This is a genomic window from Paenibacillus thermotolerans (genome assembly GCF_028745515.1).
Taxonomy (GTDB): domain Bacteria; phylum Bacillota; class Bacilli; order Paenibacillales; family YIM-B00363; genus Paenibacillus_AE; species Paenibacillus_AE thermotolerans.
The window spans coordinates 21,059-43,179 of sequence record NZ_JAQZSG010000037.1 but is presented as its reverse complement, the minus strand read 5'-3'; the positions used below and the strand labels follow the sequence as shown (position 1 = coordinate 43,179).

Sequence of the window (22,121 nt, the reverse complement as noted above, 5' to 3'; positions counted from 1 at the left end):
CTTTTTTTGTCCAAGACGAAATCTTAGTCCTTACAGGAATGTTTACAATTGCAAACTCGATTTAAAACGTCGAATAACTGCACGCCTGTCCGTTAGAGCGACTCGCTAAATATAAGAACATAGCTGCATCGGGCCCGAAGGTATATCCCGCTTCTTATTCAAAGGTAAGGGCCCAGCGTCTGCAAATTATTATCGTGAATGTGCCGGCCAAGCTCCGTACAAGCAAGTTCGACGTCGCCGGTCCGCATCGTGTCGATTAGCGATTGATGCTGCCGCCAAACCATCGTTATATCCTCGAAATGTTGATCCTGCATATAGAAGTGGAGGCGGATGCGCGTGATGATGCTGGACCAAATGTTCATCAAGTTCGGAACCTGGGATTGTGTGACGATATATTCATGAAACGCCAAATCGTTCGCCACCAGCTTCGGGACATCGTTCTTTTCCCCGCTGACCCGCATATTTTCCTTGCACTGCTCCAAAAAGACGAAGTCGTCCTCGGTAAAGGTCGTAAGCGCCTTGCGCATGGCGTACGTTTCGACCGTCAGACGAATCGGGATCAGTATATTGACGACTTCCTCCGTCGTAAATTCAGCGACAACCGTACCTTTAAACGGGTGGGAATGCAAGAGGCCTTCCTGCTCTAATACCCGAAACGCTTCGCGAATCGGACCTCGGCTTACCCCCATTTGCTTGGACATTTCAAGCTCCAGCAAACGGTCGCCCGGCTTCAGTTTCCCCTCATATACCGCCCGGCGAATATCGTCGGCAATTCGGTGGCGTAAGGATACGGCCTTCTGCTCTGTAAAACGGAAAGACGACATGACGAACCCCCTTGGAAATCCGGCTTGCTGACTTGATTGTTCTATTAATCCATACATTGGTAGTTTATAGCTAGTATGGAAAATACGTCAACCTGACAATTCGAGAATGAATGATAAAGCTCTGAAGCATATTTTATGATCAAGACGGAGCGGCTCCTTGCTATTCCGATGGATGGAACAGTTGCGGAGAACATTAAAGATGAGTTGAAACGAATAGTACCTTATATCATGGAAATATACGGAACGAAAGAGATGGGACAAATTGTGCCGCCGGCATACCGGCCGACCTATGAGCGGAGGTGAACGAAGGGAATAACGAAAGTGCAGGCAAAACGAAAAGTTCCAGGACAAACAAAGGCAACAAAGGATTAAAGGCGGTGTTATGCCAAGCCGCTTGGGCTGCTTCTAAAACCAAAACCAGCCAAATTGCCCCCCCTTGGGATTACTTGCCCAAAAAAGAAAAAAGACTTGATTACCGGATAAGTAAAATCAAGTCCATGGGATACACAACTCATTTACAGGATAACCAACCAGCTTTACTTTTAAAAATTGTTAAGGACTTTTTTTGAGGAAATGGATCTTTTTGTGCCAAAAATGTGCCTAACCCACCCTTAACCCATTTTCGTAAAAAGTTGGTGCAAAGCCCGCCGGATCGGCCGGGGCAGCGGCGGTTAGCACCAAAAGTTGGTGCAGAGCAGAGCTCGCCGTACCGGTCGTACCCTTATAGTAAACCCTTCTCTTTCAGGTTCAAGTAGCTGACGAGTGCGGTTTCCAGACCGGTTAGGTTGCGCAGCTGATCCTGCTCGACCGTCATCCATTCCACGCCGATTTCTTCCGCCGCTTCAATGGATCCCGCAATGTCGACGACGCCGGTGCCGACGGCCGTCCACTTGCCGATCTCGTCCGTACCGTACACGTCTTTCAGATGAATGGCCGGCACACGGCCCGCCATCTTGCGCAGAATGTGCGCCGGCTGCGCGCCGCCGAGCGTAATCCAGGCAACGTCCAATCGGAAGTAGAGCGATTTCGGATCGGTATGCTCGGCCAAAATGTCCAGCGAATACAAGCCGTTAAACGTCTTCTGGAATTCATGCGCATGATTGTGGTAACAAAACCGCAATCCCTCCGCCGCCATACGGGCGCCGGCGGCATTGTACAGCTCCGCATCCCGCAGCAGCTGCTCCCGCGAATCGACAACGTCCCACCAGAAGGTGACGTCCTTCGTTCCGACCGAGAGAGCTTCACGAATCACTTGATCGAGCAGCTTCTCATCGCGAAGCTGCTCCTTGTTTATGCTGTGCGTCACAACCTGGAGCCCCAGATCATGGAATCTCGCGACGTTGGCTTTGACGTCCCCGGTAAGCAAATCGGCCGGCACACCCTCGATTCCTTCGTAGCCGATCTCGGCAACGCGGCGCATCGTGCCCCAGAAGTCTTGCTTTGCATCCTCATGAACGATTCCGATTAATCCTAGTTTAGGTTTTGCCATCGTTAGATCGCTCCTTTATGATTTGTCGGCTCGCGCGCCGAATTGGCCGTTCTCAAGCATCGTAATAAACGGGCTGTCCGTAAAACCGGAAATCGGCAGCTCGACGCGGGCATTCCGGCGCACCGACTCATATGCCGCAAAAATAATTTCCGAAGCCCGAAGCGCTTTTTGACACGACGCCTCCGGCTCTTCTCCGGTTCCCAAGCAGTCGACCGCATGGCGGACGTAACCGATCATTTGGTCGGTCATCGAGCACAGCTCCAGCTCCGGCTTCCATGACGGGTCCGAGTAGCTCATTCCGCCGACAATTTGGCCGTCCCACATTACTTCGATGAAGCCTTCGCTCCCGACGACGCGAACGCCTGCCCAAACCTTCGACCTATCCGAAGTAGGTTCCCACGTATCGACTTCTCCGGAGTGGAAGAACGCTTTCACTCCGTTCTCGAACACGATGCGACCGGTCGCGGCGCACTCCGAAGGAACGTTGAACCAGTTAAACGTCTCTGTCGTATCGACAGCCGCAAGCACCGATTTTGCCGGCGTTTCGTCCATGAAGCTCATGGCCTGGTCGAACGTATGGATGCCGCAATCGAGCAAATTAGGCGGCGAATACAAATCCATGCGAACGACTTGTCCGATTTTGCCTTCCTTGATGTAACGGCGCACGGACTGATTCCCTTTCGCAAATCGCCGCTGCAAGGAGAAAGTCAGTTGGCAGCCCGTTCTCTCCGCGATGCGCACCATCTCTTGGCATTCGCCCCAGGTCGCCGACATCGGCTTTTCGCACAGCACTCCCTTGACGCCCGCTTCCGCACAATCCCGGAATATCGAATAATGCAGCGGCGTCCAAAGACAGATCACTACGATGTCGGGCTTTTCCTTCTCCAGCATGTCCCGATGATCATTATATATCGTTGCGGGAAAGCCGAATGCGTTTTTCAATGTTTCCGCGGATTCCGTTGAAATGTCGGACAGCGCGACAACCCGCAATCTCGTGTCGGCCTCAACGCCGTACGCATGCTCATGCGCCCGTTTGCCGCAGCCGATAAAAGCTACGCGATAGGCAGCTGATGTGGTCAAATGGATTTCCTCCCTTAGTCTATGGGCATAGTTGTTCATCCTCCATTATTACAGTTTCGTCCCGAATTTCTCAATGCACAAAACCGGGTTTCCGATGGATTATTTTGATATGGAATTTATTAGGGACATGTGTAGCAGGTGATTGCGTAAGGTTTGTTGAAATCATTGACAATTACGAAGTAGGTTGAGCCGCATTGCAGAGAGATATGAGGTGAATATGTGCGGGTACTCTGGGTGGAAGACGAAAAGAAGCTTCTTGAGGAAGGCGCCGCTTATCTTCGAAAGGAAGGTTTCGAGGTGTTGGAAGCGGGGTCCGCGGCCGAAACGCTGAAGCTGCTTCAGACGAACGCGGCGGATATCGTATTGCTTGATTGGCTGCTGCCGGACGGGTCGGGCATTGACGTATGCAGGCAAATTCAAACCGGTTACAAGCTGCCCGTCATTATGATCACGGCCAAAACCGATGAATTCGACAAGGTGCTGGCGCTCGAAATCGGCGCTGACGACTACATCGTGAAGCCGTTCGGCATGCGCGAGGTCGTTGCGCGCATTCGGGCGGTGTCCCGACGGACAGGCAAGCCGGCGGAAGCAGCGGATGAGAGCGAAGCCCGGCCGCTCATCCGGGGCGAGCTGCGCATCGACCTGCAGCAGCATGCCGTTCATTTGGGCAACCGGGAAATTTTTCTCACCCCGACCGAATTTACGCTGCTTTGCACGCTCGCCCGCCGTCCCGGAAGAGTGTTTACCCGCTCTCAGTTAATGGATGCGGCACTAGGGGAGCATTTTGCCGGATTTGAACGAACGATCGACTCCCATATCCGAAATCTCCGCAAGAAGCTCGAGGAGCCGTCGGACAACCCCAAATACATAGTGACGGTGTTCGGGATCGGATATAAGTTTGGAGATCCGTCTCATGAGTAAAGGCTGGGTCCGGTATTTTGCCGCCGGTGCGGTGCTGCTGATGATCTATACGATTGCATCCTTTTGGCTGATTCACGATATGGAGCGGCAATCGCGGGCGGAGCGGGAACGTCAGCTGAGCGGCTATTGGGATGCCGTGTTGACGGCTTACTATGATTTCCATGGTGATTGGCGCGGCCTGGAGCCGTTTCTTTCCCATCGTGAAAATGTTCCCCCGATCCCAACCGGAAGCGGTTCTCACTTACGGGTATGGGACAAGAACGGAAATATCGTATTCGGCTCAAACGGAAAGCGGGCTGCTTTTTCCGGCAACGGTCATATTTCGCTCTTGCATAACGGCGAAGTGATCGGGTATATGTCCGTCGATCACAAGGTTACGGTCCGCATATTTTCCTCTTCCGTCATTCCGACCCTGATTTTGTTTATCGCCGGCATCACGGCGCTTGCGTTATTTCTTTACCGTGTCCGTAAGGGCTTGGCCGCCGAGCTTAGGCGAATCTTGGACAAAGTCGCAAGGATGAGCCGGCAGCCGGCAGGCACGGAAATGCATAAAGATTTGCCCGGACAAATTATGGCCGGCCTAAGCGAGATCGAGAGGCGGCTGGTGACACTCGAACGCGTGAGAAAAACGATGGTTGCGGACGTCGCGCATGAATTGCGGACGCCTCTAGCAACCATCCGAACGATGACGGAGAACGCGCTGGAAAGCGGCCAAGGGCTGGAAACCGGTCAAATCGGCATTCTGCACGACGAAGCTTTCCGCATGTCGAAGCTGATTAACGACTTAAATCAGTTGGCGCTCGCGGAATCGGGCCATCTGCGGTTGGAGAAGACCTGGTTTTCCCTTGCGGATCTGCTACGGCTTACGATGGAAGCGATGATGCCCGAGGCCGAAGAGCGGAATCTTCGTCTGGAGTGGTACAACGAAAGCGTGTCTCCTCTTCTGTTTGCCGACCGCGTCCGTCTGCAGCAAGTGTTCGTCAATTTGCTAGGAAACGCGATGAAGCACGCTCGAAGCTGCGTTAGCGTCCGCTTATTCGATTCCGACGCCGTGCTTTGCTTCTCCGTATCGGATGACGGCGCAGGCATGGAGCGGGAAGAGCTGCCCTATATTTTCGATCGGTTTTATCGGTCGAACCGCAGGAGCGGCGGGCTCGGGCTGGGCCTGGCCATCGTGAAGGAGTTCGTATCCGCGCACGGAGGAGACATTGCCGTTCGGAGCGGCTGGAATGAGGGATCGACTTTTACCGTTCGCTTGCCTTCTATTAAAGATTAGACCGATCTGCACAGCTTCTGCAAAAGTTATTCATTATTTTTGCACATCGCTTTGCTACCTTGTTGGCATGAGGACGGAATAAAGGAGAGGTTATCGATGATTCATGCCAAAGAGCTTCGAAAAACGTACGGGAAAGGGGCATCGGAAGTTAGAGCGCTTCGTGACGTTACGCTGCAAATCGGAAGAGGAGAGATGGTGGCCGTCATGGGCCCTTCCGGCTGCGGAAAAACTACGCTGCTGCAAGTGCTCGCAGGCATCGAACCTGCCGATCGCGGCGAAACGTGGATCGACGGGACGCCGCTTCACACGTTAAAGGATAAGCGGCTTTCGAAGTTTCGGTTGGAAAAGATGGGCTTCGTGTTTCAGCAGTACCACTTGATCGATGTCTTGTCCGTTCTGGAGAATACGGCGCTGCCGCTGATCGCGCGAGGCGTGCCAGCGAAGGAGGCGAAGGCGAAGGCGTCCGCGGCATTGGAGCGGGTAGGTTTGGCAGACAAAGCTTCCGCGCTTCCGTCCGAGCTGTCCGGCGGACAATGCCAAAGAGCCGCGATCGCCCGCGCCATCGTTGGCGAGCCGCAGGTGATTTGGGCGGACGAGCCGACCGGCGCGCTTGACTCCGGGAACGCGGAGCAAGTGATCGGGCTGATGTGCAAGCTGAACGAGTCGCTCGGAACGACCGTCATCGTCGTCACTCACGATCCGGCGGTCGCAGCCAAGGCGCATCGAATCCTCCGGATGGATAACGGCCGCATCGTCGGCGAAGGAGGGCCGGCGCATGTTTAAAGCAGCGCTCATATGGCGAATGGCATGGAGAAATTTAGCCGCACAGCGGCGCCAGACCGTCCTTACTTTGCTTGGCGGGTCCATCGGCGTCATGCTAACGGTGGCGGCCGTCGTGTTCTTAAGCGCGTTCGACCATAGCGGCATGCGGTGGCTGCGAGACCATTACGGCTCGATTAACTGGGAGCTGAAGCCCGCGTCAAACCAATCGTTCACTTCCGCTCAGGTCAAGGAGCTCGCAGACCGATTGAAGGGAAGCGCCGTTGAGACGTTCCCCTCCGTTACGTTCACGGCATCGGTGTTCACCGATTCCGGAAGCTCCGATACGCCGAAGGCGGCAGCGGATATTTTCGTAATCGGGATCGATCCCGAATCGCCGCTCATTCCAAACGGCTATAGGCAAGCGGCGATGGGAGACCGCGTGATCGTTTCGCGGCCCGTGGCCGACATGCTGCTTCTGCGGGAAGGCGATGTGCTGGGGATTGAGGATCATCAAGGCCTGAAGAAGCTTTACAAAGTTTCCGCGATCGCCGAGGAACAAGGGCTCACGGGCTATCGCGGAAGCGGGCGTTCCGGCGGCACGATCATTACGGATGAAGCCGCCGCCCGGTCGCTTGCAGGCGTCCCGGAGGGAGAATTCAACACGATATTTGCATCGGATGCGGACGGTCCCGATATTTCGCTCGATACGCCTCATTTTCCCGTATATTTCAGCGATCTTAAATATGTTGTGATGGAGCCGAAAAGGGATGCCATCTACAAAATTAAGGAGATGAAAACCGGATACGGCACAACATTCCTGATTGCCAGCGGGTTTGCCGTAGCGGCCGGTCTGATCCTCATGCGCGAGCTGCTGATGATGCTGGCCGACCAGCGGCGGGAGAGGTTCGGGGTGCTTCGGGCGCTCGGTTTTTCGCGGCGGCATATCCGGCAAATTTTCATGGCGGAAGCGACAGTGCTGAACGGATGCGCTGCGCTGATCGGAACGGTTCTCGGAAGCTTGCTCGGTTACGGAATGGTGTGGCTGTTCCGCCTCATATTCCTGAACACGCTGCAGAAATTCGCAACGATGGAAGTGCCGATTACACCGTATATTTCGTTCCGGGAAGTGTTCGTCTCCGCGATATGTATTTTCGCCGCCAACGGGATCGTTGCCCTAATGACGGGCCGAAGCGTATCGCGGCTGTCGATCGTAAGCGTGCTGCGCGGTCAAACCGGCGAGCTTTCCGGCCGGCATCGCAAGCTGAATTGGCAGTCCGTCATCATGCAGACAGCTGCCGGATTAATTCTCACCAGCTTCGCTTATTTGTTGTTCAGCGGGAAAGCGGTCGAGCAGCTGGGGAAGGTGTCGCTCACCGTTCCGATTGAAACCGTGCTCGTGCTGTTGAACTGGGTGCTGGCTCCGCTCGCCTTATTGTATTTATTCTCGCAAGGGATGCACTTGCTCCAAATCGGAATTCGCGCGGCGCTGAGAATGCTGCGTGTACCGGCGGTTCCGGCTCTGCTGGCTTTGCGATATCCGCTCTTGCACCGCAGGCGCGTGTTTTCCGTCTCCTCCTTATTTGCGCTCGTTTTCCTGATCATGTCGATGGTCTTATCAATCGGAAATATGGCGTTATCGAAGATGGAGAAAGAAGCGCAAGCCGCGAATGTGATCGGGTATCCCGCTTATATCCCGTATGCCGACGAGAAAGAAAAGAATAAGCTGCTTCAGCTCATCGGAGAACATGAACGGATTCGTTCGTCGGTTCGCGCATGGCATGCGGTGGAGCCGTACCGGTTGAACGTCGATGCTCCCGGCATTTTTAAGCAAAAATTTGCGATGAGCATAGTAGCGCCGGATGAAAATTACTTGCGGACGGCGAACGTGCCGCTTGTTTCCCGTATATCCTCTTTTGAGAGCGACGCAGAGGTGTGGGAGGCGCTGCGCGAAAATCCCGACGCGGTTGTGCTGCACGAAACGTTCATGTATTCGGCATCCGATTGGCCGGGCAATTGGGGGTATCATAATCTGCTGCCTGAGGAAGCGATAAAGCCCGGCGATGAGATCGAATTGAATCTTTATCCGAAGCCAAGGCTGGGGTTGACGGAGGAGGAAGAGAAGGCCGATATGGCGAAACGCAAAGTAAAGGTGCTCGGGTTCGTTCGGGCAGGCAGCGGCATTGAATTTTATAGTCTCATGATGGTTTCCCCGACATTTTATGAAGATTATAGAGAACGCGGATTTCAATGGGAAAATACGCAGCATCTCGGTTACGTGCTGCTCGACGTGGAAACCTCGGATTTGGACGGTTTGCAGCGGTTGGAGGAGCAGTTCCTGTTAAACGGAGTGAGCGAATTCCGGATGCCGGGCGTTGATACGCTTGCCAGAGCCGCGCTGCTGAGGCACACGTTCTCCATTTACACTTCGTTCATGACGGTGTCGGTCATCATCGGGATCATCGGTCTGGCCATCGTCCAGGTGAGAGCCGCGCTGGAGCGCTCGAAGCAGCTCGGAATGCTGCGCTGCATCGGAGTAAACCCGAGTCACATCGTAACGATGTTTCTCGTCGAGGGCTCGATGATCGGCTGGGCGGGACTGCTGACCGGGTGGTTGTTCGGTTCGGTCGGCGGTTTCCTGATCTATCAACTACAGCAATACGGAGCATCACCGCTGGATGTGGAGCTCGGCTTCGAGTACCCGGCAGGTATATTGTTGGGGCTCTTAGTTTCATTCATGCTGATCGCGATGATCGTCAATGTGATCCCTGCCCGCCGAAGCATTGCCGTTTCACCCGGCATTGCCGTAAGAGCGGCGGATTAAGCGGGGGGAGTGTCGCCTTCGTTCCGAACATGCTTCGGAACGGAGGTTTTTTCTTTTTGGGGGATTGACATTCTATCTAACGTTCGTTAGAATTTCAGTTATTGATGGAAAAGAGAGGTAGTTTTCATGAAAGACAATCCAACCAAAGAAAAAATATTGGAGACCGCGATCGATTTGTTTTCCCGTTCCAGCTTCAGTGCCGTGTCGATCAGACACATTACGAAAGCCGTCGGGATCAAGGAGAGCTCCTTATACTATCACTATAAAAATAAGGACGAGCTGCTGGACTCCATATTTGAAATGTACCGGGCCGAGATTCGGAAGGTAACTCCGCCGATCGAACAGCTGGACCGCATTCTGGCGGTGACGGAGCCGGAAGCTTTCCTGCTGCATGGGCTGCGAAAGTTTAAAGCTATGATATGTGACAGCCCCGGTATGTCCCGAATATCGCGGATCGTAAGCACGGAGCAGTTCGCACACCCGAAAGCGCGAAGTATTATTTTGGACGATTTGTACGAAAACAATGTGCTGTTTTTGGAGGCTGTGTTTTCTAAATATATCGAGCTGGGGCGAATTCGTCCGTTTCCCGCCCGCTTGCTGGCCGTACAGTATCAGTATCCGGTATTTTCACTCATTTCCCAGTATCAAATCATGCAATTCGACGGGCGGGACACATCGGGGGTCGAACGGCAGCTCGAGGAGCATGTTGCGTTTTTCATACAAACAATAAAAACGATAGAGAAGAAGGTAGAGCGATGAAAATGTTCAAACGTACCGATTTTACGATTTCGAAACCGGGTCTCAGTGAGGTTGTGACTATTCAGGCGGGCGGCATAAAGCAGAGTATATTGATTCAATCGGAAAATCCCGGCAATCCGGTATTGTTGTTTATCCACGGCGGACCGAGCATGCCGGTGCCCGGCGTTTCCTCGCGCGGCTCCGATTATGCGCTCGTGATGACGACGAAGCAGCTCGTGAAGCATTTTACGCTCGTGTTTTGGGACCAGCGCGGCACGGGAAAATCGTATTCCGCGGATATTCCGCAGGAAACGATGAATTTGAAGCAATTTATCCGCGACGGGCTTGATGTAACCGACTATTTGCGCGAGAGATTCGGGCAGCGGCAAATACACCTTGCGGCTCATTCGTGGGGAACGGTGATCGGCCTGTCGCTCGCCTCGCAATATCCGGACCGTTACTTGTCTTATAACGCGTTCTCGCAAATTACGAGCTGGGTGGAGAACGATAAGCTGAGCTATAAGTGGCTGCTGGAAACCGCCGAAGCGAAAGGCGACCGGAAAGCGCTGAAGGAGCTGCGCGACGTGGGCGAGCCTCCGTATTTGGAAAGCTTTAAGCAGTGGTCGATCATCCGCAAATGGCAGTTCAAAAACAATTCCATGTTTTATAACGCCGGCGACGGCAAATCCGCGACTTTCTTTTCCGGCCTTAAGATCATGCTTCGCTCTCCGGATTACTCGCTGGCGGACGTGTTCAATTCGCTGGTGCGCGGCTTTAAGCTTTCCTATTCCGAGAAAATGGTGAGCGACCTCAATTCGTTCGATTTCTTTAAAGAGGTTCCGTCGCTGCCGATGCCGGTCATGTTCATCCACGGTGGTAAGGAAAAGCATGTCATGCCGGAGCTCGTCGTCCGTTATTTCGAAGGGCTCGACGCGCCGAGAGGGAAGCAGCTGCTTTGGTCCGATTTATCCTCGCATGCGTTCCATATCGACGATGCGCGGGAGAACGAGCAGCGGCTCATCCGTCACTTGAAGACGATTACGGGGTAAAGCGCTCCGTTGACTCGATTCGATTGTAAGTGCACCCTTGAAAAATGACTTAAACGTCCGCGGAAGATATTGTATAGTTAAAGCATCAAAAGCGCATACATGTGATTATGCGGAGGAGGAGAGGGATCCGATTGACTGCAGTCATCAGCACTCTTGAAACGGTGGAGGCGGCTACCGGCAAACGGACGGAATTGGCCGTGTTCGACCGCTTGATCGAAGCGCCGAATTGGACGCGCGACGGCAAGCGGCTGATTTATAACAGCGGAGGCCGTCTTTATTCCTTCGACATCGCGACACGCGAGAGCACAGTCATCGACACGGGCTTTGCCGTAAGCTGCAACAACGACCACGTGCTTTCCCCGGACCCGGACAATTCGCAGATCGCGGTCAGCCATCATACGCGGGAGGATGGGCGTTCCCGAATTTACGTGCTGCCGATATCGGGCGGCAATCCGGTTTTAGTCACGCCGATGGGTCCGAGCTATTTGCACGGCTGGTCGCCGGACGGCTTGACGCTCGCCTACTGTGCGGAACGGAACGGCCAATACGACATTTACACGATTCCGGCGGCAGGCGGCGTTGAAACGCAGCTGACCGACACGCCCGGACTCGACGACGGCCCCGAATATTCTCCGGACGGGAAGCATATTTGGTTTAACTCGATGCGCACCGGTTTGATGCAGGTGTGGCGCATGAATGCGGACGGCAGCGAACAAACCCGGATGACCTTCGACGAGAGCAATAACTGGTTCCCTCATGTTTCCCCGGACGGGCAAACCGTAGCGTTTCTTGCCTATCGGAAGGACGAGGTGGCACCGGGCGATCATCCGGCAAACAAGAACGTCGAAATCCGGCTCATGCCGAGCGCGGGCGGCGCATCCCGGACGCTGGTCGAGCTGTTCGGAGGACAAGGTACGATCAACGTCAATTCGTGGTCGCCGGACAGCAAGCAGCTGGCTTTCGTCAGCTACCGGATGAATGAACGGCTAAATTAAAGATCAAAGGTAAGGAGAGATCGGCTATGCTCAGAAAAAAAGTTCCCCGTTAAGCCAGAGGTCCGCCCGCTCTCTGTGTGATTCCGCCTTTTCACACCTAACAATAGAGAGGGGCAAAAATCGAATGTATCCTAGCAAGGTCGATTGGAAAACACTTACGTTCGGCCTCGAAATCGAGTTTGTCGGCGGAAAGCCGCGAGAGGTGGAGCTGCTTCCCGGCTGGGTCATGGCGCTGGATGAGAAGCAGATTGACGAAACGGGCGAGGAGTCGGGCAGCGAGCTGAAGCCGCCGCCGATCCGGTGGAAAGACCGGGAGCAAATCGGCGTCATGCTGGAGAGGCTGAAAGCGACGGGGGCGGCCGCCAACTGGAGCTGCGGCCTCCACGTACATGTCGGACTGCAGCCGTGGAGGCAGCATATGCTGCTGCCGCTCATCGACGCGGCTTTGGAGCATCAAGACTCCATCCGGGCGTTGATGAATACCTCCGAAGAACGTCTGATTTATTGCCCTGGGGTTACCCCGGAGATGCGGCAACGGTTCATTGCCGATCCGAGCGAGGAAGCGCTTCTCAATCGGGGACGTCCGCAGTCCCATCGGTGCGGAATCAATGCCGCGGCGTGGTTCAATATTGGAACTGCGGAATTTCGTTTCGCGAACGGTTCGTTATGCTATACCGAAATCTTGAACGTGATTGAGTTTTATTTGCGGTTTGTCGCCGCGGTCGGAGAAGGCCGCAAGCTTTCCGGCGGCCCTTCCGCATTGGCGGCGGAGCTCGGTGCGCCGGCGGAAGGGTATCCGCGCCCCGTCCTTGCTCCTCGCTGGTATAAAGAAAGAGTGTGGTTGGAGGAAGCTTTGATTCCTGTTCTTTCGCCGCTGGCGGCCAAGTACGTTCCGAACGGGGAAATTCTCCAGGTGCTGCCGGTTCGCGAGGGCATACGGCTAACGGTGGAAAACCCGGAGGACGGCAGCTTCATCCGCTTTATTGTAAAACCTGCCTCCGAAGGATGGGAGAAGGTCGGCTAACAAGTCATTCACAAGGGCTGCCTCTTGTTCGGCGGCCTATTTCTCTTTTTTGACCTTATAGCCGGTAATCGATTTATTGTTTACCATCCCTTTTAAGGCGTCTCGCAATTGATCCGGCGAAACCGTCGGATCGATGCCGAGCTTTTCTTTTAATCGCAGCAATTCTTTTTCGTTGGCCAAGTCGTCCGTATTATTAGGTTTCATTGCGTTACTACCCCTTCTATACGCGTAATATGCTGCATTTCACCGCACTTATCGTATTATACCCAATCCGTTCCCGGGCGGAACGTGCGCATTTCGCGCGTTTGAAAATCGTTAGACTGTCTTTTTGCCCCATGGTATGATTGCTAACGATTATACATAAGGGCGGGTCAATATGAGCGCGTGGCGGAACGAAACGGATTTTATTAAAAAATGGCGCGGAGAGGGCATCGACTATCAATGGCCGGCAACCGGCTTTCCGGTGATAAGCATACGCTCCAAGGGAACGGGGGCAGGGAAGGCGAAGCTCGCCTTCGGCTTGATCGCAATCGGAGATATTGCCGTCGGATTGCTTCCGATCGGCGCGATTGCCGTCGGACCGGTCGCGTTCGGAGCGGTTGCCGTAGGCTGGCTGCTGGCGGCGGGAGCGGTCGCGATTTCGAATATGCTTTCCGCAGGAGCCGTAGCGATCGGACACTTCTCCGCCGGTGCGGTTGCGATCGGCAATTGGGCGGCAGGAGCGGTCGCCATCGGCAAGAAAGCCTCCGGCATCGTCGGCATCGGCGAATATGCCTACGGCATTGTAGCGATCGGCAACCACGGCTTCGGGCTCGTTCCGATTACGGGCGATGTCGTAAGGTGGATCACCGGGCTGTTTCACTGAAAACGGTGCGAAAAATCGATGCATGGAGAACAATAGCAACACCGCGTGAACTAAGCGGCCCGGTTGTACCGACATCGGACCGACAGCAACACGGGTGATGCTATTTTTTTTGAAACATGTTGCTGCAACCAAATCGCATATTGATAATATCGAACAACAACCATATGATGATGATAATTCTTGTAATTGCGCTGCCTGACTGGACATATAACGGCAAGTACGGAATTTGGGAGAAGGCGAATTAGCAGAATATAACGGGGGGAAAAAGGATGACGATCAAACGGAGCGAAATGCGGGAAGCGCAAAGACGGACGGCGGAGCTGTTTGCCCGCGCCGGCATCGTGCTAACCGGCGAAGAGCGCGAACGGATCGAGGTGGCGAGCTTTGGGCTGGGCAACTTGGAAGAGCAAGGATTGGAACTAATCACGTACATTAACACGGACCGTTATTGCGCTAAGGAGCTCGTACTGTTCCCGAAGCAAACGTGCCCGGAGCATCTCCACCCCCCGGTGGGCGGCGAGCCCGGCAAGATGGAGACGTTCCGATGCCGCTGGGGCAGCGTGTACTTATACGTAGAGGGAGAGCCGGCACAGCGGATCGAAGCGGTGATACCTCCGGGCAGCGAGCCCTATTACACGGTGTTCCGCGAAATCAAACTGCTGCCGGGCGAGCAATATACGATTCCCCCCGGCACAAAGCACTGGTTTCAAGGCGGTCCGGAAGGGGCGATTGTCTCCGAATTTTCCAGCACGAGCAGGGATGAGTTCGACATTTTTACCGACCCTTCGGTAGTGAGAATTCCGGTCATTATTGAAGACGATCCGAAGCAGGGCTAAGCGCAGTTGAATGCAATCCGCCGTCCGGCTCCACCGATAAGACGTGACCGTCAGTACCCGAAAATAAGATCGGACGGCCTTGTTCGGCTTCTTCCGCTGCGGTGATCATCCGGGCGCCGATCGATTTTATATGGCGGTAGGCTCCTGGCAAATCACCGGCTTGCAGGCGGACAATCGGAGCGGAGGGACGCACCCCTTCCAGCTGCGGTACAAGCTCCATATAACTCCCGTCGGGCAAGAGCAAACGCGAGCGCGGGCTCTCCGTATCATTCAGGGATGGCAGTAAACGTTCCCGTTCGAGGCTCATCCATTTCGTCATCCGCGCATGTGCCTTCCGAACGTCGGAGACCGGAACGGTCACGCAGGCTACGACGCCCTCGATCGGTCCCCCGCGGCCGGTTTCCGCCGCACCCGGATAGCCGAAAGGACGTTCGGCAACGACAAATTCATTATGATTCTCGTCCCTGCAAACGAAATAAGGATAATTGATACCGGCTTCTATACCGGAAACATAGGCGAAGTCCGCATCCGTCGCCCGGTCATGCAGCTCTCCAAGCCGCTCGGTAACGAATATCGCCGCCGGACGAGACTGCGGTTCGCGCACGTCGCATTGACGAATATCGTCAAGCAGCAGCTTCCGCCCGTTCGCCAAATGAAACACGTAAAGCTCCCCGTCATAAAGCTCATTCTCGACAGGCCGGCCTAATAGATCGCTGTAGTAACGGATGGCGGGCTTTAGCCGAGGAGCTCTCACCCGGATACAATCCAATTTTATCGCACACGCCGCTGACACTTGCTTCACTCCTTCCTTGTTCCTATAACACCCAAAGCGGGTTCGGCTTAATCAATCCCGGAGCAGGTCGCTCTCCGCATAACAATTGAAGCAATTCCTCTAATGCATGAAGCCCCTTATCTTCGGCAGTTTTCGCCTGTCGAAGCAGTTGCGCCGCCGTGACCGCCGCATCCCGTTGTATATCTCCTTCGGCCGGGTAAGGGAATAACGTTTTCAAAGAACGAAATGTGCCCGCCACCTCGTCGTATCGGGCGGATGCCTCCCTAAGCAGGGAGATCGACCTTTGATCCGACGAGGCATCCGACTCCCACTCCATCCGTTTTTTGCGCAAAAAGGAAGCCGCATACCCCCGCATATCCCCGACATTCCGCATACAGGCAGCGTTGCCTGCAGGATCAGCCTTCGCATGTTCAAATGCGCGGATCCACGAATCATAAGCGGCAAGACCGTTTACGTATCCGCTAAACGTCGGCTCTTTGCCGCGTCCGTGCATAACGGCCATTGCGAGCATGCGGCGAAAGCTTTCCCGTTCATCCATCTCCGCCTCTTCTTCGATCACGAACCCGTACAAATGCCGATTGCGAAACGTTGAGTACGGAATTTCCATCTCCGTTAACGTATCGACGGCGAAGAACGTCTGCCGCCCGTCGTCGTAGCCGTAGTACAAGGCGAATTGCGTATTTACGCCGCCTGAAAAGATGGCGGGAACGCCGCGGTCGACGGACCCTCGGATCATATCAATCGTTAGCGTGTACAGCTCCTCTTTCAACGGCCCCTCCGGCATCTTCTCGTACCCGAATTTGTCGATGAGCGAGGAGTGCAGGCCCAAATTCAGCATGCTGTTCGGAAACATCGTCGTTTCGCCGTACATAAATACACCGCTTGTGTCGACGGTTTGCTCTTCAACGTTGATTTGAAACGCATGTCCCGTCAGCGCCATCGCTTCATCGTAACCGAGATGTCCTTTGCCCACATAGGGAAGCGCATAATAGATGCAGTTCCGGATGGACTCGTTATATAGCCCGATTCGGGAATGAAGTATCGCCGGTTTCGACAATACGGCACGTTTTGCAGCGTACATGGAAAACTCCTTTCCGCCCTGGATGGCAAAATGTTCGCGTACTCGCTCATTGTGCAGCTTTTTACGAGATCTGGACAAAGACATATAGACGCTTGCGGTGCTCATGGATAAAAAACGAGCGATTTCCTGAGCGGTAAGCTCTTGAAATACATGCGCCTCGAATACCGCGCGCTCGGTTGGCGAGAGCCGCTGCACGATTTCCGCGATGGTCGACAGCACTTCTCTTCGCAATAACAGCTCGCAAGGGTCGTCTTCACGGGAAGAAGCCGCAATTGCCGAAGGCGTCATCGCCGGCCATGCTTCGCTCGAATCCCGGTCATCCGAAGCGAAAGCCGATATCGGCAGCTCCTTCCCGTACCGCCCGCTTCGGCGCAAGCTGCGGAACGCTTGATTGCGAACGATCCGGTGAAGCCACGGCAAAAACCGTCCGGCATCGGCCAGCGTTCCGATTCGGAGGAATGACCGCATGACGGCTTCCTGCGCGACGTCTTCGGCAAGATGAGGGTCGCCTACGACCGCCTTCGCCCAGCCGTAAACTTTGCCGCGATGCTTCCTCACCAATTCGCCGAACGCATAGCCGTCGCCATCCTTGGCTCGAGCGACAAGCAGCGTATCGTCTTCGTACTCGGTCTGCACGTGATTTATGTCGTTCGATCTCACGAAAGCCACCTCCCGGACGCTCAATGATGTAGATACCTGGACGGTTGTAAATCTAACAAGGTTATAAAAAATATTTTCAAAATTATTTCGACGTTCAGCCGGTGTCGCCCTCTTTTCCAGCCTGTCCCTCGTCGCAGCAAGACGATTGCTAAAGATTGGATATAAACGTAACGGCATGGGAAAAGTAAATGTTGCGTGTGACAGAACCTTTAAGGGGGGCCCTTTTTTTGAAGCGAAAAGCTCTTACTTTAACCTGTGCCGTGAGCATGGCATTGACCCTATTGGCCGGCTGCGGAGGTACGAATGACACGAATAACGACGGAGTCGAAAACTTCGGCGTAAACAGCGCCTCCGGCGCTACAAGAAAAAGAGGCGTGGAGCCGGAGAGACCGAGGGACACGCTCGATTTGAACGACGACAGAACGAGAGGCGACGGCGATCGCGGCGATCGGGACAGAATATTTGCCGGTTATTCGATCGAAAGCGGCGTAACCGGTTCGACCGATGCGACCGGTACCTTGCCGGGACAAGGAAGGAACGGCATGGGGACGCTTGGAGGACCGCTCGGAGCACTCGGCTTGGCGAGTCTCCTTGCCGATCGGGATACGCTCGTGATCGGCAATACGGTGATCGTCGGAAGGGATGAAAGAACCGACAGCGTCTCGAGATACAGTCTCGATTTCGGCCCGACCGTTACGATTCTCGAGGTGACGGAGCCGAAGGCGATCGAGGCGATCGACCGCGTAAAAACGAAACTGAACCGAAATTCGGAAGGCAACGGCATGCAAGACATCGCCTCCGATATTGATTTTATTTTGCGGCAGGCGAAGCCGATGAAAAGCCGCGCCGCTCAAGCCGGCAACAATCGATAATTTAAGTGGGAAGCACCGCCTGTTCCGAATTGGCCGATGCTTTTTTTTGCAATTGTAACGGTTGAGTTTCGGAAAATGCAGTCTTTTCCTGAGAACGCATTCATGTTAGGCTCAATATAGCGCGCAAACGAACGTCAAGGTAATTCAGAAATCGGAAAGAGCGGAGGGAGACGAGATGAAGGCGGGACAAAGCCTCAAAAAACCGAACATTGTGTTTATTTTGGCCGACGATCACGGTGCATGGGCGTTGGGCTGCGCGGGCAACAAGGAGCTGCGGACGCCCCATTTGGATGCGCTTGCAAGCGAAGGGACGCGGTTCGACAGCTTCTTTTGCGCTTCGCCGGTATGCTCCCCTGCCCGCGCATCCGTCTTGACGGGAAAAATTCCGTCCCAGCACGGCGTGCACGATTGGCTTCGTTCCGGCAACGTGGATCGGAAAGCAATCGACGAAACAATCCGGGGCGGCTTCTCCGACGAAGATCAAGTCGTCGAGTATTTGCACGATCAGCTTGCCTATACGGAGGTGCTTGCCGAGAACGGCTACAGCTGCGCATTGAGCGGGAAGTGGCACCTCGGAAACAGCGCATCGCCGCAGAAGGGGTTTACCCGTTGGTTTACGATCGCACAAGGAAGGTGCTCCTACATGAGGCCGGAAATTATAGAAGACGGCCAAGTGAAGCTCGCAGAACGATATTTGACGGATCTGATTACCGATCGAGCGCTGCAATTTATGGACGAACTGAGCCGGGAGGAGAAGCCGTTTTATTTAGGCGTGCATTACACCGCTCCTCATTCTCCGTGGGACAGAGGAGAGCATCCGGAGCAATATTTTGAGCTGTACGAGGATTGTCCGTTCTTATCCGCCCCCGAGCTGCCCCCGCATCCGAATCAAGCTCCTTCTTGCCCGGTGGGGGTAGGGGAAGCACGCAAAGAGCTGTTGAAGGGATACTATGCGTCGATTACGGCTATGGACGCGGGCATCGGGAAGCTTCTCGCCAGGCTGGAGAAGCTCGGTTTGAAGGACGATACGCTTGTCGTATTTATGGGCGACAACGGAATGAATATGGGACACCACGGGGTATGGGGCAAAGGGAACGGCACGTTCCCGCTGAACATGTACGATACGTCCGTCAAGGTGCCGGCCATATTCAGACAGCCCGGCGTCATACCGGCCGGCCGCGTGGTCGACGATATGCTCAGCCAATACGATGTATTCCCGACCCTGCTGGAGTATGCGGACGCAAAGCATACGCCGCCGGATCATATGCCCGGCCAAAGCTTTTATGCGCTGCTGACCGGCAGGGCCGGAAGCCGAAGCCGGGATGACGTCGTTATATTCGACGAATACGGGCCCGTGCGGATGATTCGGACGAAGGAGTGGAAATATGTGCACCGTTATCCGTACGGTCCGCACGAGCTGTACGATCTGCAGGGCGATCCGGATGAATGCGTCAATCGGATCGACGATCCGGCATGCCGCGAAACGGTTTCGGCAATGCGCATCCGATTGGCGGAATGGTTCCGCACCTATGTCGTTCCCGGCAGAGACGGAGTGTACGCTCCGGTCAGCGGCGCAGGCCAGCTGCGGGCGGTTTGGAACGGCAGCTTTGAAGACGGCATGTTCATGCCGCTGAAATAACAATACATACTTTGGAGGAGAAGCAAGCTATGGAACAGGTTCGAATCGGCATGATCGGAGTGGCGGGGCGCGGGGGAATCGCCCAGTATTGGCATCAGCCGAAGGGACGGTCCGTTATTTCGGCAGGCGCCGACATCAACCCGAAATTTTTATCCGATTTCCGCGATAACATTAATCCAGACGCGTTCATCACGAACGATTACCGGGAGCTCTTAAGCCGCGACGACATCGATGCGATCGCCGTGACGTCGCCGGATTTCTGCCACGAGGAGCATGCGGTTGCGGCGCTGGAGGCGGGCAAGCACGTGTTTTGCGAGAAGCCGCTTGCCATTACGGTGGACGGCTGCGACCGGATCCTGGAGGCTTGGAAGCGTTCCGGCAAACGGCTGATGGTCGGGTTCAACATGCGGTACATGAACATGTTCCGCACGATGAAGGGCATTATCGACTCGGGGGACATCGGGGAAATCAAAGCGGTATGGGTAAGGCACTTTGTCGGCTACGGCGGCGAATTTTACTATCACGACTGGCACGGCAATTCGAAGAACACAACGTCCCTGCTGCTGCAAAAAGGCTCCCACGACATCGATATGATCCACTGGCTGACCGGCCAATACACGAAGAAGACGGCGGCGTTCGGCAGCCTCGACTTTTACGGGGGAGACAAGCCGAACGATCTCACATGCCCGACATGCGACGAGAAGGATACTTGCACGGAGGCGCGGTTCGGACGGCTGAATCAGTGCGCGTTCCGGCAAGAAATCGACGTAGAGGATAACAACGTCATGATTATGGAGCTGGAGAACGGAATTAAAGCTTCTTATATGCAGTGCCATTTTACGCCGGATTATCACCGGAATTATACGATTATCGGAACGGAAGGCCGGATCGAAAACAACGAGCTGGAAGGCAAAGTATATATGAAAACGAGACGCTCCAACCGTTGGCAGGAGCTGTCCGACCGCGTTTATGATATTAAGGAAGCGGAAGGAAGCCACGGAGGCGCCGACCCGAACATTTGCCGCGACTTTGTGGAGATGATTTTGGACGGCAAGGAGCCTGTAGCCAATCCGGTCGCAGGACGAATGAGCGTTGCGGCGGGCTGCGCCGCTGCGGAATCGATGCGCTCCGGCGGCATGCCGGTCGTTGTAAAGCCGCTTACGATTTAAAATAAGTGGAGGTGGCTGCGTTGACTGCTAACGGTAATTATTTCTTTAACGCCAAGCTGTATGCCCCCGAAGGGCCGATCGAGGGCGGTTGGATGCTGATTACGGAGGAAGGAAAAATTGCCGCGACCGGACCGAAAGGGAAGGAATGCACGGAAGCGGCCGGCGCCGACAAGGTCGATTGCGAAGGAGGCTTGCTGCTGCCCGGCTTTATCGATGTGCATGTGCACGGGGGCGGCGGCTTCTCCGTCATGGAAGGGTTGCGGGAGCAGCTGGAAGGCATGAGCGCGTTCCATGCGGCGCACGGCACGACCTCCTTCCTGGCGACGACGACCACGGCAAGCCACGACAGCATCGTCAAGGTGCTCGATGCGGCTTCGTCGGCGGTCGGGAGCGTAAGCGGCGCGGATTTGTGCGGCATTCACCTCGAAGGCCCGTTCATCCATCCGAAGCGCCGCGGAACGCAAGCGCTCGAATGGATTGCGCCCCCGAGCGTCGCCAAGCTTGAGGAATACATACGCGCCGCACGCGGCACGATCCGGATCGTATCGATGGCGCCGGAGCTGGAGGGCGGCTTGGAGGCCGTCCGGTTCTTGACGGCGCAGGGCATTACGGTTTCGGCGGGGCATACGAATGCAACGTTCGAAGAAATGGCGGCGGCGGTTGCGAACGGCGTTTCGCACACGACGCACCATTTCAACGGCATGAGTCCGCTGCATCACCGCGAGCCGGGGGTTGCCGGAGCGGGACTCATGCTTCCGCAGCTGACGACCGAGCTCATCTGCGACGGCATTCACGTTCACCCGGCGGCCGTCCGTTTGTTATATCAAGTGAAGGGACCGGAATCGATCTGCATGATTACCGATGCCGTCACTTGCGCCGGCCTTCCGGACGGGGAATACGGGTCGGTCATTATGAAGCAAGGGGAAGTGAAGCTCGCCGACGGCACAACGTTGGCGGGAAGCGCGCTGACGATGATCGCCGCGTTTCGTAACGTGCTGCGGTTTACGGGCCTGCCTCCCGAGGCGGTGCTTCCGGCGTTTACCGGCGTGCCCGCACGGCAAGCCGGCTTATCGGATCGCAAAGGCTCGCTCGCACCCGGCAAGGATGCCGACTTTTTGCTGCTCGACCGGGAATACCGGCTTAAGACCACCTATGTGAGAGGGAAAGCGGTGTATCGCGTAGCTTCGACGGTGTGATCGTGTCAAACTTTGAGCTTAGTGGAAGCGA

Annotated in this window: 22 protein-coding genes; 16 read left to right on the top strand and 6 right to left on the bottom strand. The window is 55.1% G+C overall.

The genetic code is table 11. From position 1 onward, the window contains the following. Window positions 1-158: 158 nt before the first annotated feature. Entirely contained in the window at window positions 159-824 is a 666-nt protein-coding gene (locus PT964_RS22400) for a GntR family transcriptional regulator (RefSeq protein ID WP_274365587.1), read from the bottom strand. A 135-nt stretch (window positions 825-959) separates the two neighbouring features. On the opposite strand from PT964_RS22400, the gene PT964_RS22395 reads away from it, so the two are divergent. Further along, window positions 960-1,127 (top strand): hypothetical protein, encoded by a 168-nt coding sequence (locus PT964_RS22395; RefSeq protein ID WP_274365586.1) that lies wholly within the window; start codon window positions 960-962, stop codon window positions 1,125-1,127. After that, on the top strand, window positions 1,124-1,393 hold the full coding sequence (locus PT964_RS26620) for a transposase (protein ID WP_425262785.1): 270 nt from the start codon (window positions 1,124-1,126) through the stop codon (window positions 1,391-1,393). The genes PT964_RS22395 and PT964_RS26620 overlap by 4 nt, the downstream gene beginning before the upstream one ends. A gap of 152 nt (window positions 1,394-1,545) precedes the next feature. On the opposite strand, the gene PT964_RS22385 is transcribed toward PT964_RS26620, so the two are convergent. Further along, on the bottom strand, window positions 1,546-2,313 hold the full coding sequence (locus PT964_RS22385) for a sugar phosphate isomerase/epimerase family protein (protein WP_274365585.1): 768 nt from the start codon (window positions 2,311-2,313) through the stop codon (window positions 1,546-1,548). Window positions 2,314-2,328: 15 nt separating this feature from the next. Continuing rightward, window positions 2,329-3,393: a Gfo/Idh/MocA family protein gene (locus tag PT964_RS22380; RefSeq protein WP_274365584.1), complete on the bottom strand. Its 1,065-nt coding sequence runs from the start codon at window positions 3,391-3,393 to the stop codon at window positions 2,329-2,331. A 219-nt stretch (window positions 3,394-3,612) separates the two neighbouring features. Here PT964_RS22380 and PT964_RS22375 point away from each other — a divergent pair, with 219 nt between their 5' ends. The 8 genes from PT964_RS22375 (at window position 3,613) to PT964_RS22340 (ending at window position 12,979) form a co-directional block, all read left to right on the top strand. Next, window positions 3,613-4,314, top strand: a complete 702-nt coding sequence (locus PT964_RS22375) for a response regulator transcription factor (RefSeq protein WP_274365583.1) — start codon at window positions 3,613-3,615, stop codon at window positions 4,312-4,314. Beyond that, complete coding sequence (locus PT964_RS22370) at window positions 4,307-5,590, top strand: sensor histidine kinase (protein WP_274365582.1); 1,284 nt, start codon at window positions 4,307-4,309, stop codon at window positions 5,588-5,590. Before PT964_RS22375 ends, PT964_RS22370 begins: the two co-directional genes overlap by 8 nt. Window positions 5,591-5,686: 96 nt before the next feature. Beyond that, complete coding sequence (locus tag PT964_RS22365; RefSeq protein WP_274365581.1) at window positions 5,687-6,373, top strand: ABC transporter ATP-binding protein; 687 nt, start codon at window positions 5,687-5,689, stop codon at window positions 6,371-6,373. Then, window positions 6,366-9,173 (top strand): ABC transporter permease, encoded by a 2,808-nt coding sequence (locus tag PT964_RS22360; RefSeq protein ID WP_274365580.1) that lies wholly within the window; start codon window positions 6,366-6,368, stop codon window positions 9,171-9,173. The genes PT964_RS22365 and PT964_RS22360 overlap by 8 nt, the downstream gene beginning before the upstream one ends. A gap of 126 nt (window positions 9,174-9,299) precedes the next feature. Next, on the top strand, window positions 9,300-9,932 hold the full coding sequence (locus tag PT964_RS22355) for a TetR/AcrR family transcriptional regulator (protein WP_274365579.1): 633 nt from the start codon (window positions 9,300-9,302) through the stop codon (window positions 9,930-9,932). Then, window positions 9,929-10,960, top strand: coding sequence for an alpha/beta hydrolase (locus tag PT964_RS22350; RefSeq protein WP_274365578.1), 1,032 nt, complete (start codon window positions 9,929-9,931; stop codon window positions 10,958-10,960). Before PT964_RS22355 ends, PT964_RS22350 begins: the two co-directional genes overlap by 4 nt. A gap of 131 nt (window positions 10,961-11,091) precedes the next feature. Further along, on the top strand, window positions 11,092-11,955 hold the full coding sequence (locus PT964_RS22345) for a TolB family protein (RefSeq protein WP_274365577.1): 864 nt from the start codon (window positions 11,092-11,094) through the stop codon (window positions 11,953-11,955). 124 nt (window positions 11,956-12,079) lie between these two features. Further along, window positions 12,080-12,979 carry an amidoligase family protein gene (locus PT964_RS22340; RefSeq protein WP_274365576.1) on the top strand — a complete coding sequence of 300 codons (900 nt, stop codon included), beginning with the start codon at window positions 12,080-12,082 and terminating at the stop codon, window positions 12,977-12,979. 36 nt (window positions 12,980-13,015) lie between these two features. Here PT964_RS22340 and PT964_RS22335 read toward each other — a convergent pair whose 3' ends face one another. After that, window positions 13,016-13,183 carry a hypothetical protein gene (locus PT964_RS22335; RefSeq protein WP_274365575.1) on the bottom strand — a complete coding sequence of 56 codons (168 nt, stop codon included), beginning with the start codon at window positions 13,181-13,183 and terminating at the stop codon, window positions 13,016-13,018. A gap of 172 nt (window positions 13,184-13,355) precedes the next feature. On the opposite strand from PT964_RS22335, the gene PT964_RS22330 reads away from it, so the two are divergent. Further along, window positions 13,356-13,844 carry a hypothetical protein gene (locus PT964_RS22330; protein WP_274365574.1) on the top strand — a complete coding sequence of 163 codons (489 nt, stop codon included), beginning with the start codon at window positions 13,356-13,358 and terminating at the stop codon, window positions 13,842-13,844. Window positions 13,845-14,113: 269 nt separating this feature from the next. After that, a complete protein-coding gene (locus PT964_RS22325; protein WP_274365573.1) occupies window positions 14,114-14,680 on the top strand; it encodes a D-lyxose/D-mannose family sugar isomerase in 567 nt (188 codons plus the stop codon). On the opposite strand, the gene PT964_RS22320 is transcribed toward PT964_RS22325, so the two are convergent. Together PT964_RS22320 and PT964_RS22315 are read right to left on the bottom strand one after the other, a co-directional pair. Beyond that, entirely contained in the window at window positions 14,652-15,434 is a 783-nt protein-coding gene (locus tag PT964_RS22320) for a hypothetical protein (protein ID WP_274365572.1), read from the bottom strand. The two genes, PT964_RS22325 and PT964_RS22320, sit on opposite strands and share 29 nt — an antisense overlap. Window positions 15,435-15,495: 61 nt before the next feature. After that, complete coding sequence (locus PT964_RS22315) at window positions 15,496-17,214, bottom strand: RNA polymerase sigma factor (protein WP_274365571.1); 1,719 nt, start codon at window positions 17,212-17,214, stop codon at window positions 15,496-15,498. Window positions 17,215-17,441: 227 nt separating this feature from the next. Here PT964_RS22315 and PT964_RS22310 point away from each other — a divergent pair, with 227 nt between their 5' ends. From PT964_RS22310 to nagA, 4 genes are all read left to right on the top strand, one after another. Continuing rightward, entirely contained in the window at window positions 17,442-18,086 is a 645-nt protein-coding gene (locus PT964_RS22310) for a hypothetical protein (protein WP_274365570.1), read from the top strand. A gap of 175 nt (window positions 18,087-18,261) precedes the next feature. Continuing rightward, window positions 18,262-19,725, top strand: coding sequence for a sulfatase family protein (locus PT964_RS22305; protein ID WP_274365569.1), 1,464 nt, complete (start codon window positions 18,262-18,264; stop codon window positions 19,723-19,725). A gap of 29 nt (window positions 19,726-19,754) precedes the next feature. Beyond that, window positions 19,755-20,894, top strand: coding sequence for a Gfo/Idh/MocA family protein (locus tag PT964_RS22300; RefSeq protein ID WP_274365568.1), 1,140 nt, complete (start codon window positions 19,755-19,757; stop codon window positions 20,892-20,894). 20 nt (window positions 20,895-20,914) lie between these two features. Next, entirely contained in the window at window positions 20,915-22,090 is a 1,176-nt protein-coding gene (nagA, locus tag PT964_RS22295; protein ID WP_274365567.1) for an N-acetylglucosamine-6-phosphate deacetylase, read from the top strand. The last annotated feature ends 31 nt before the right edge of the window (window positions 22,091-22,121 follow it).

Bases quoted from the DNA above. Each gene is read 5' to 3' on its own strand.
- PT964_RS22365 (WP_274365581.1), top strand. From the start codon at position 5,687: ATGATTCATGCCAAAGAGCTTCGAAAAACGTACGGGAAAGGGGCATCG.
- PT964_RS22335 (WP_274365575.1), bottom strand. From the start codon at position 13,183: ATGAAACCTAATAATACGGACGACTTGGCCAACGAAAAAGAATTGCTG.
- PT964_RS22325 (WP_274365573.1), top strand. From the start codon at position 14,114: ATGACGATCAAACGGAGCGAAATGCGGGAAGCGCAAAGACGGACGGCG.
- PT964_RS22370 (WP_274365582.1), top strand. From the start codon at position 4,307: ATGAGTAAAGGCTGGGTCCGGTATTTTGCCGCCGGTGCGGTGCTGCTG.
- PT964_RS22400 (WP_274365587.1), bottom strand. From the start codon at position 824: ATGTCGTCTTTCCGTTTTACAGAGCAGAAGGCCGTATCCTTACGCCAC.
- PT964_RS22340 (WP_274365576.1), top strand. From the start codon at position 12,080: ATGTATCCTAGCAAGGTCGATTGGAAAACACTTACGTTCGGCCTCGAA.
- PT964_RS22300 (WP_274365568.1), top strand. From the start codon at position 19,755: ATGGAACAGGTTCGAATCGGCATGATCGGAGTGGCGGGGCGCGGGGGA.
- PT964_RS22305 (WP_274365569.1), top strand. From the start codon at position 18,262: ATGAAGGCGGGACAAAGCCTCAAAAAACCGAACATTGTGTTTATTTTG.
- PT964_RS22360 (WP_274365580.1), top strand. From the start codon at position 6,366: ATGTTTAAAGCAGCGCTCATATGGCGAATGGCATGGAGAAATTTAGCC.
- PT964_RS22395 (WP_274365586.1), top strand. From the start codon at position 960: ATGATCAAGACGGAGCGGCTCCTTGCTATTCCGATGGATGGAACAGTT.
- PT964_RS22350 (WP_274365578.1), top strand. From the start codon at position 9,929: ATGAAAATGTTCAAACGTACCGATTTTACGATTTCGAAACCGGGTCTC.
- PT964_RS22355 (WP_274365579.1), top strand. From the start codon at position 9,300: ATGAAAGACAATCCAACCAAAGAAAAAATATTGGAGACCGCGATCGAT.
- PT964_RS22385 (WP_274365585.1), bottom strand. From the start codon at position 2,313: ATGGCAAAACCTAAACTAGGATTAATCGGAATCGTTCATGAGGATGCA.
- PT964_RS22330 (WP_274365574.1), top strand. From the start codon at position 13,356: ATGAGCGCGTGGCGGAACGAAACGGATTTTATTAAAAAATGGCGCGGA.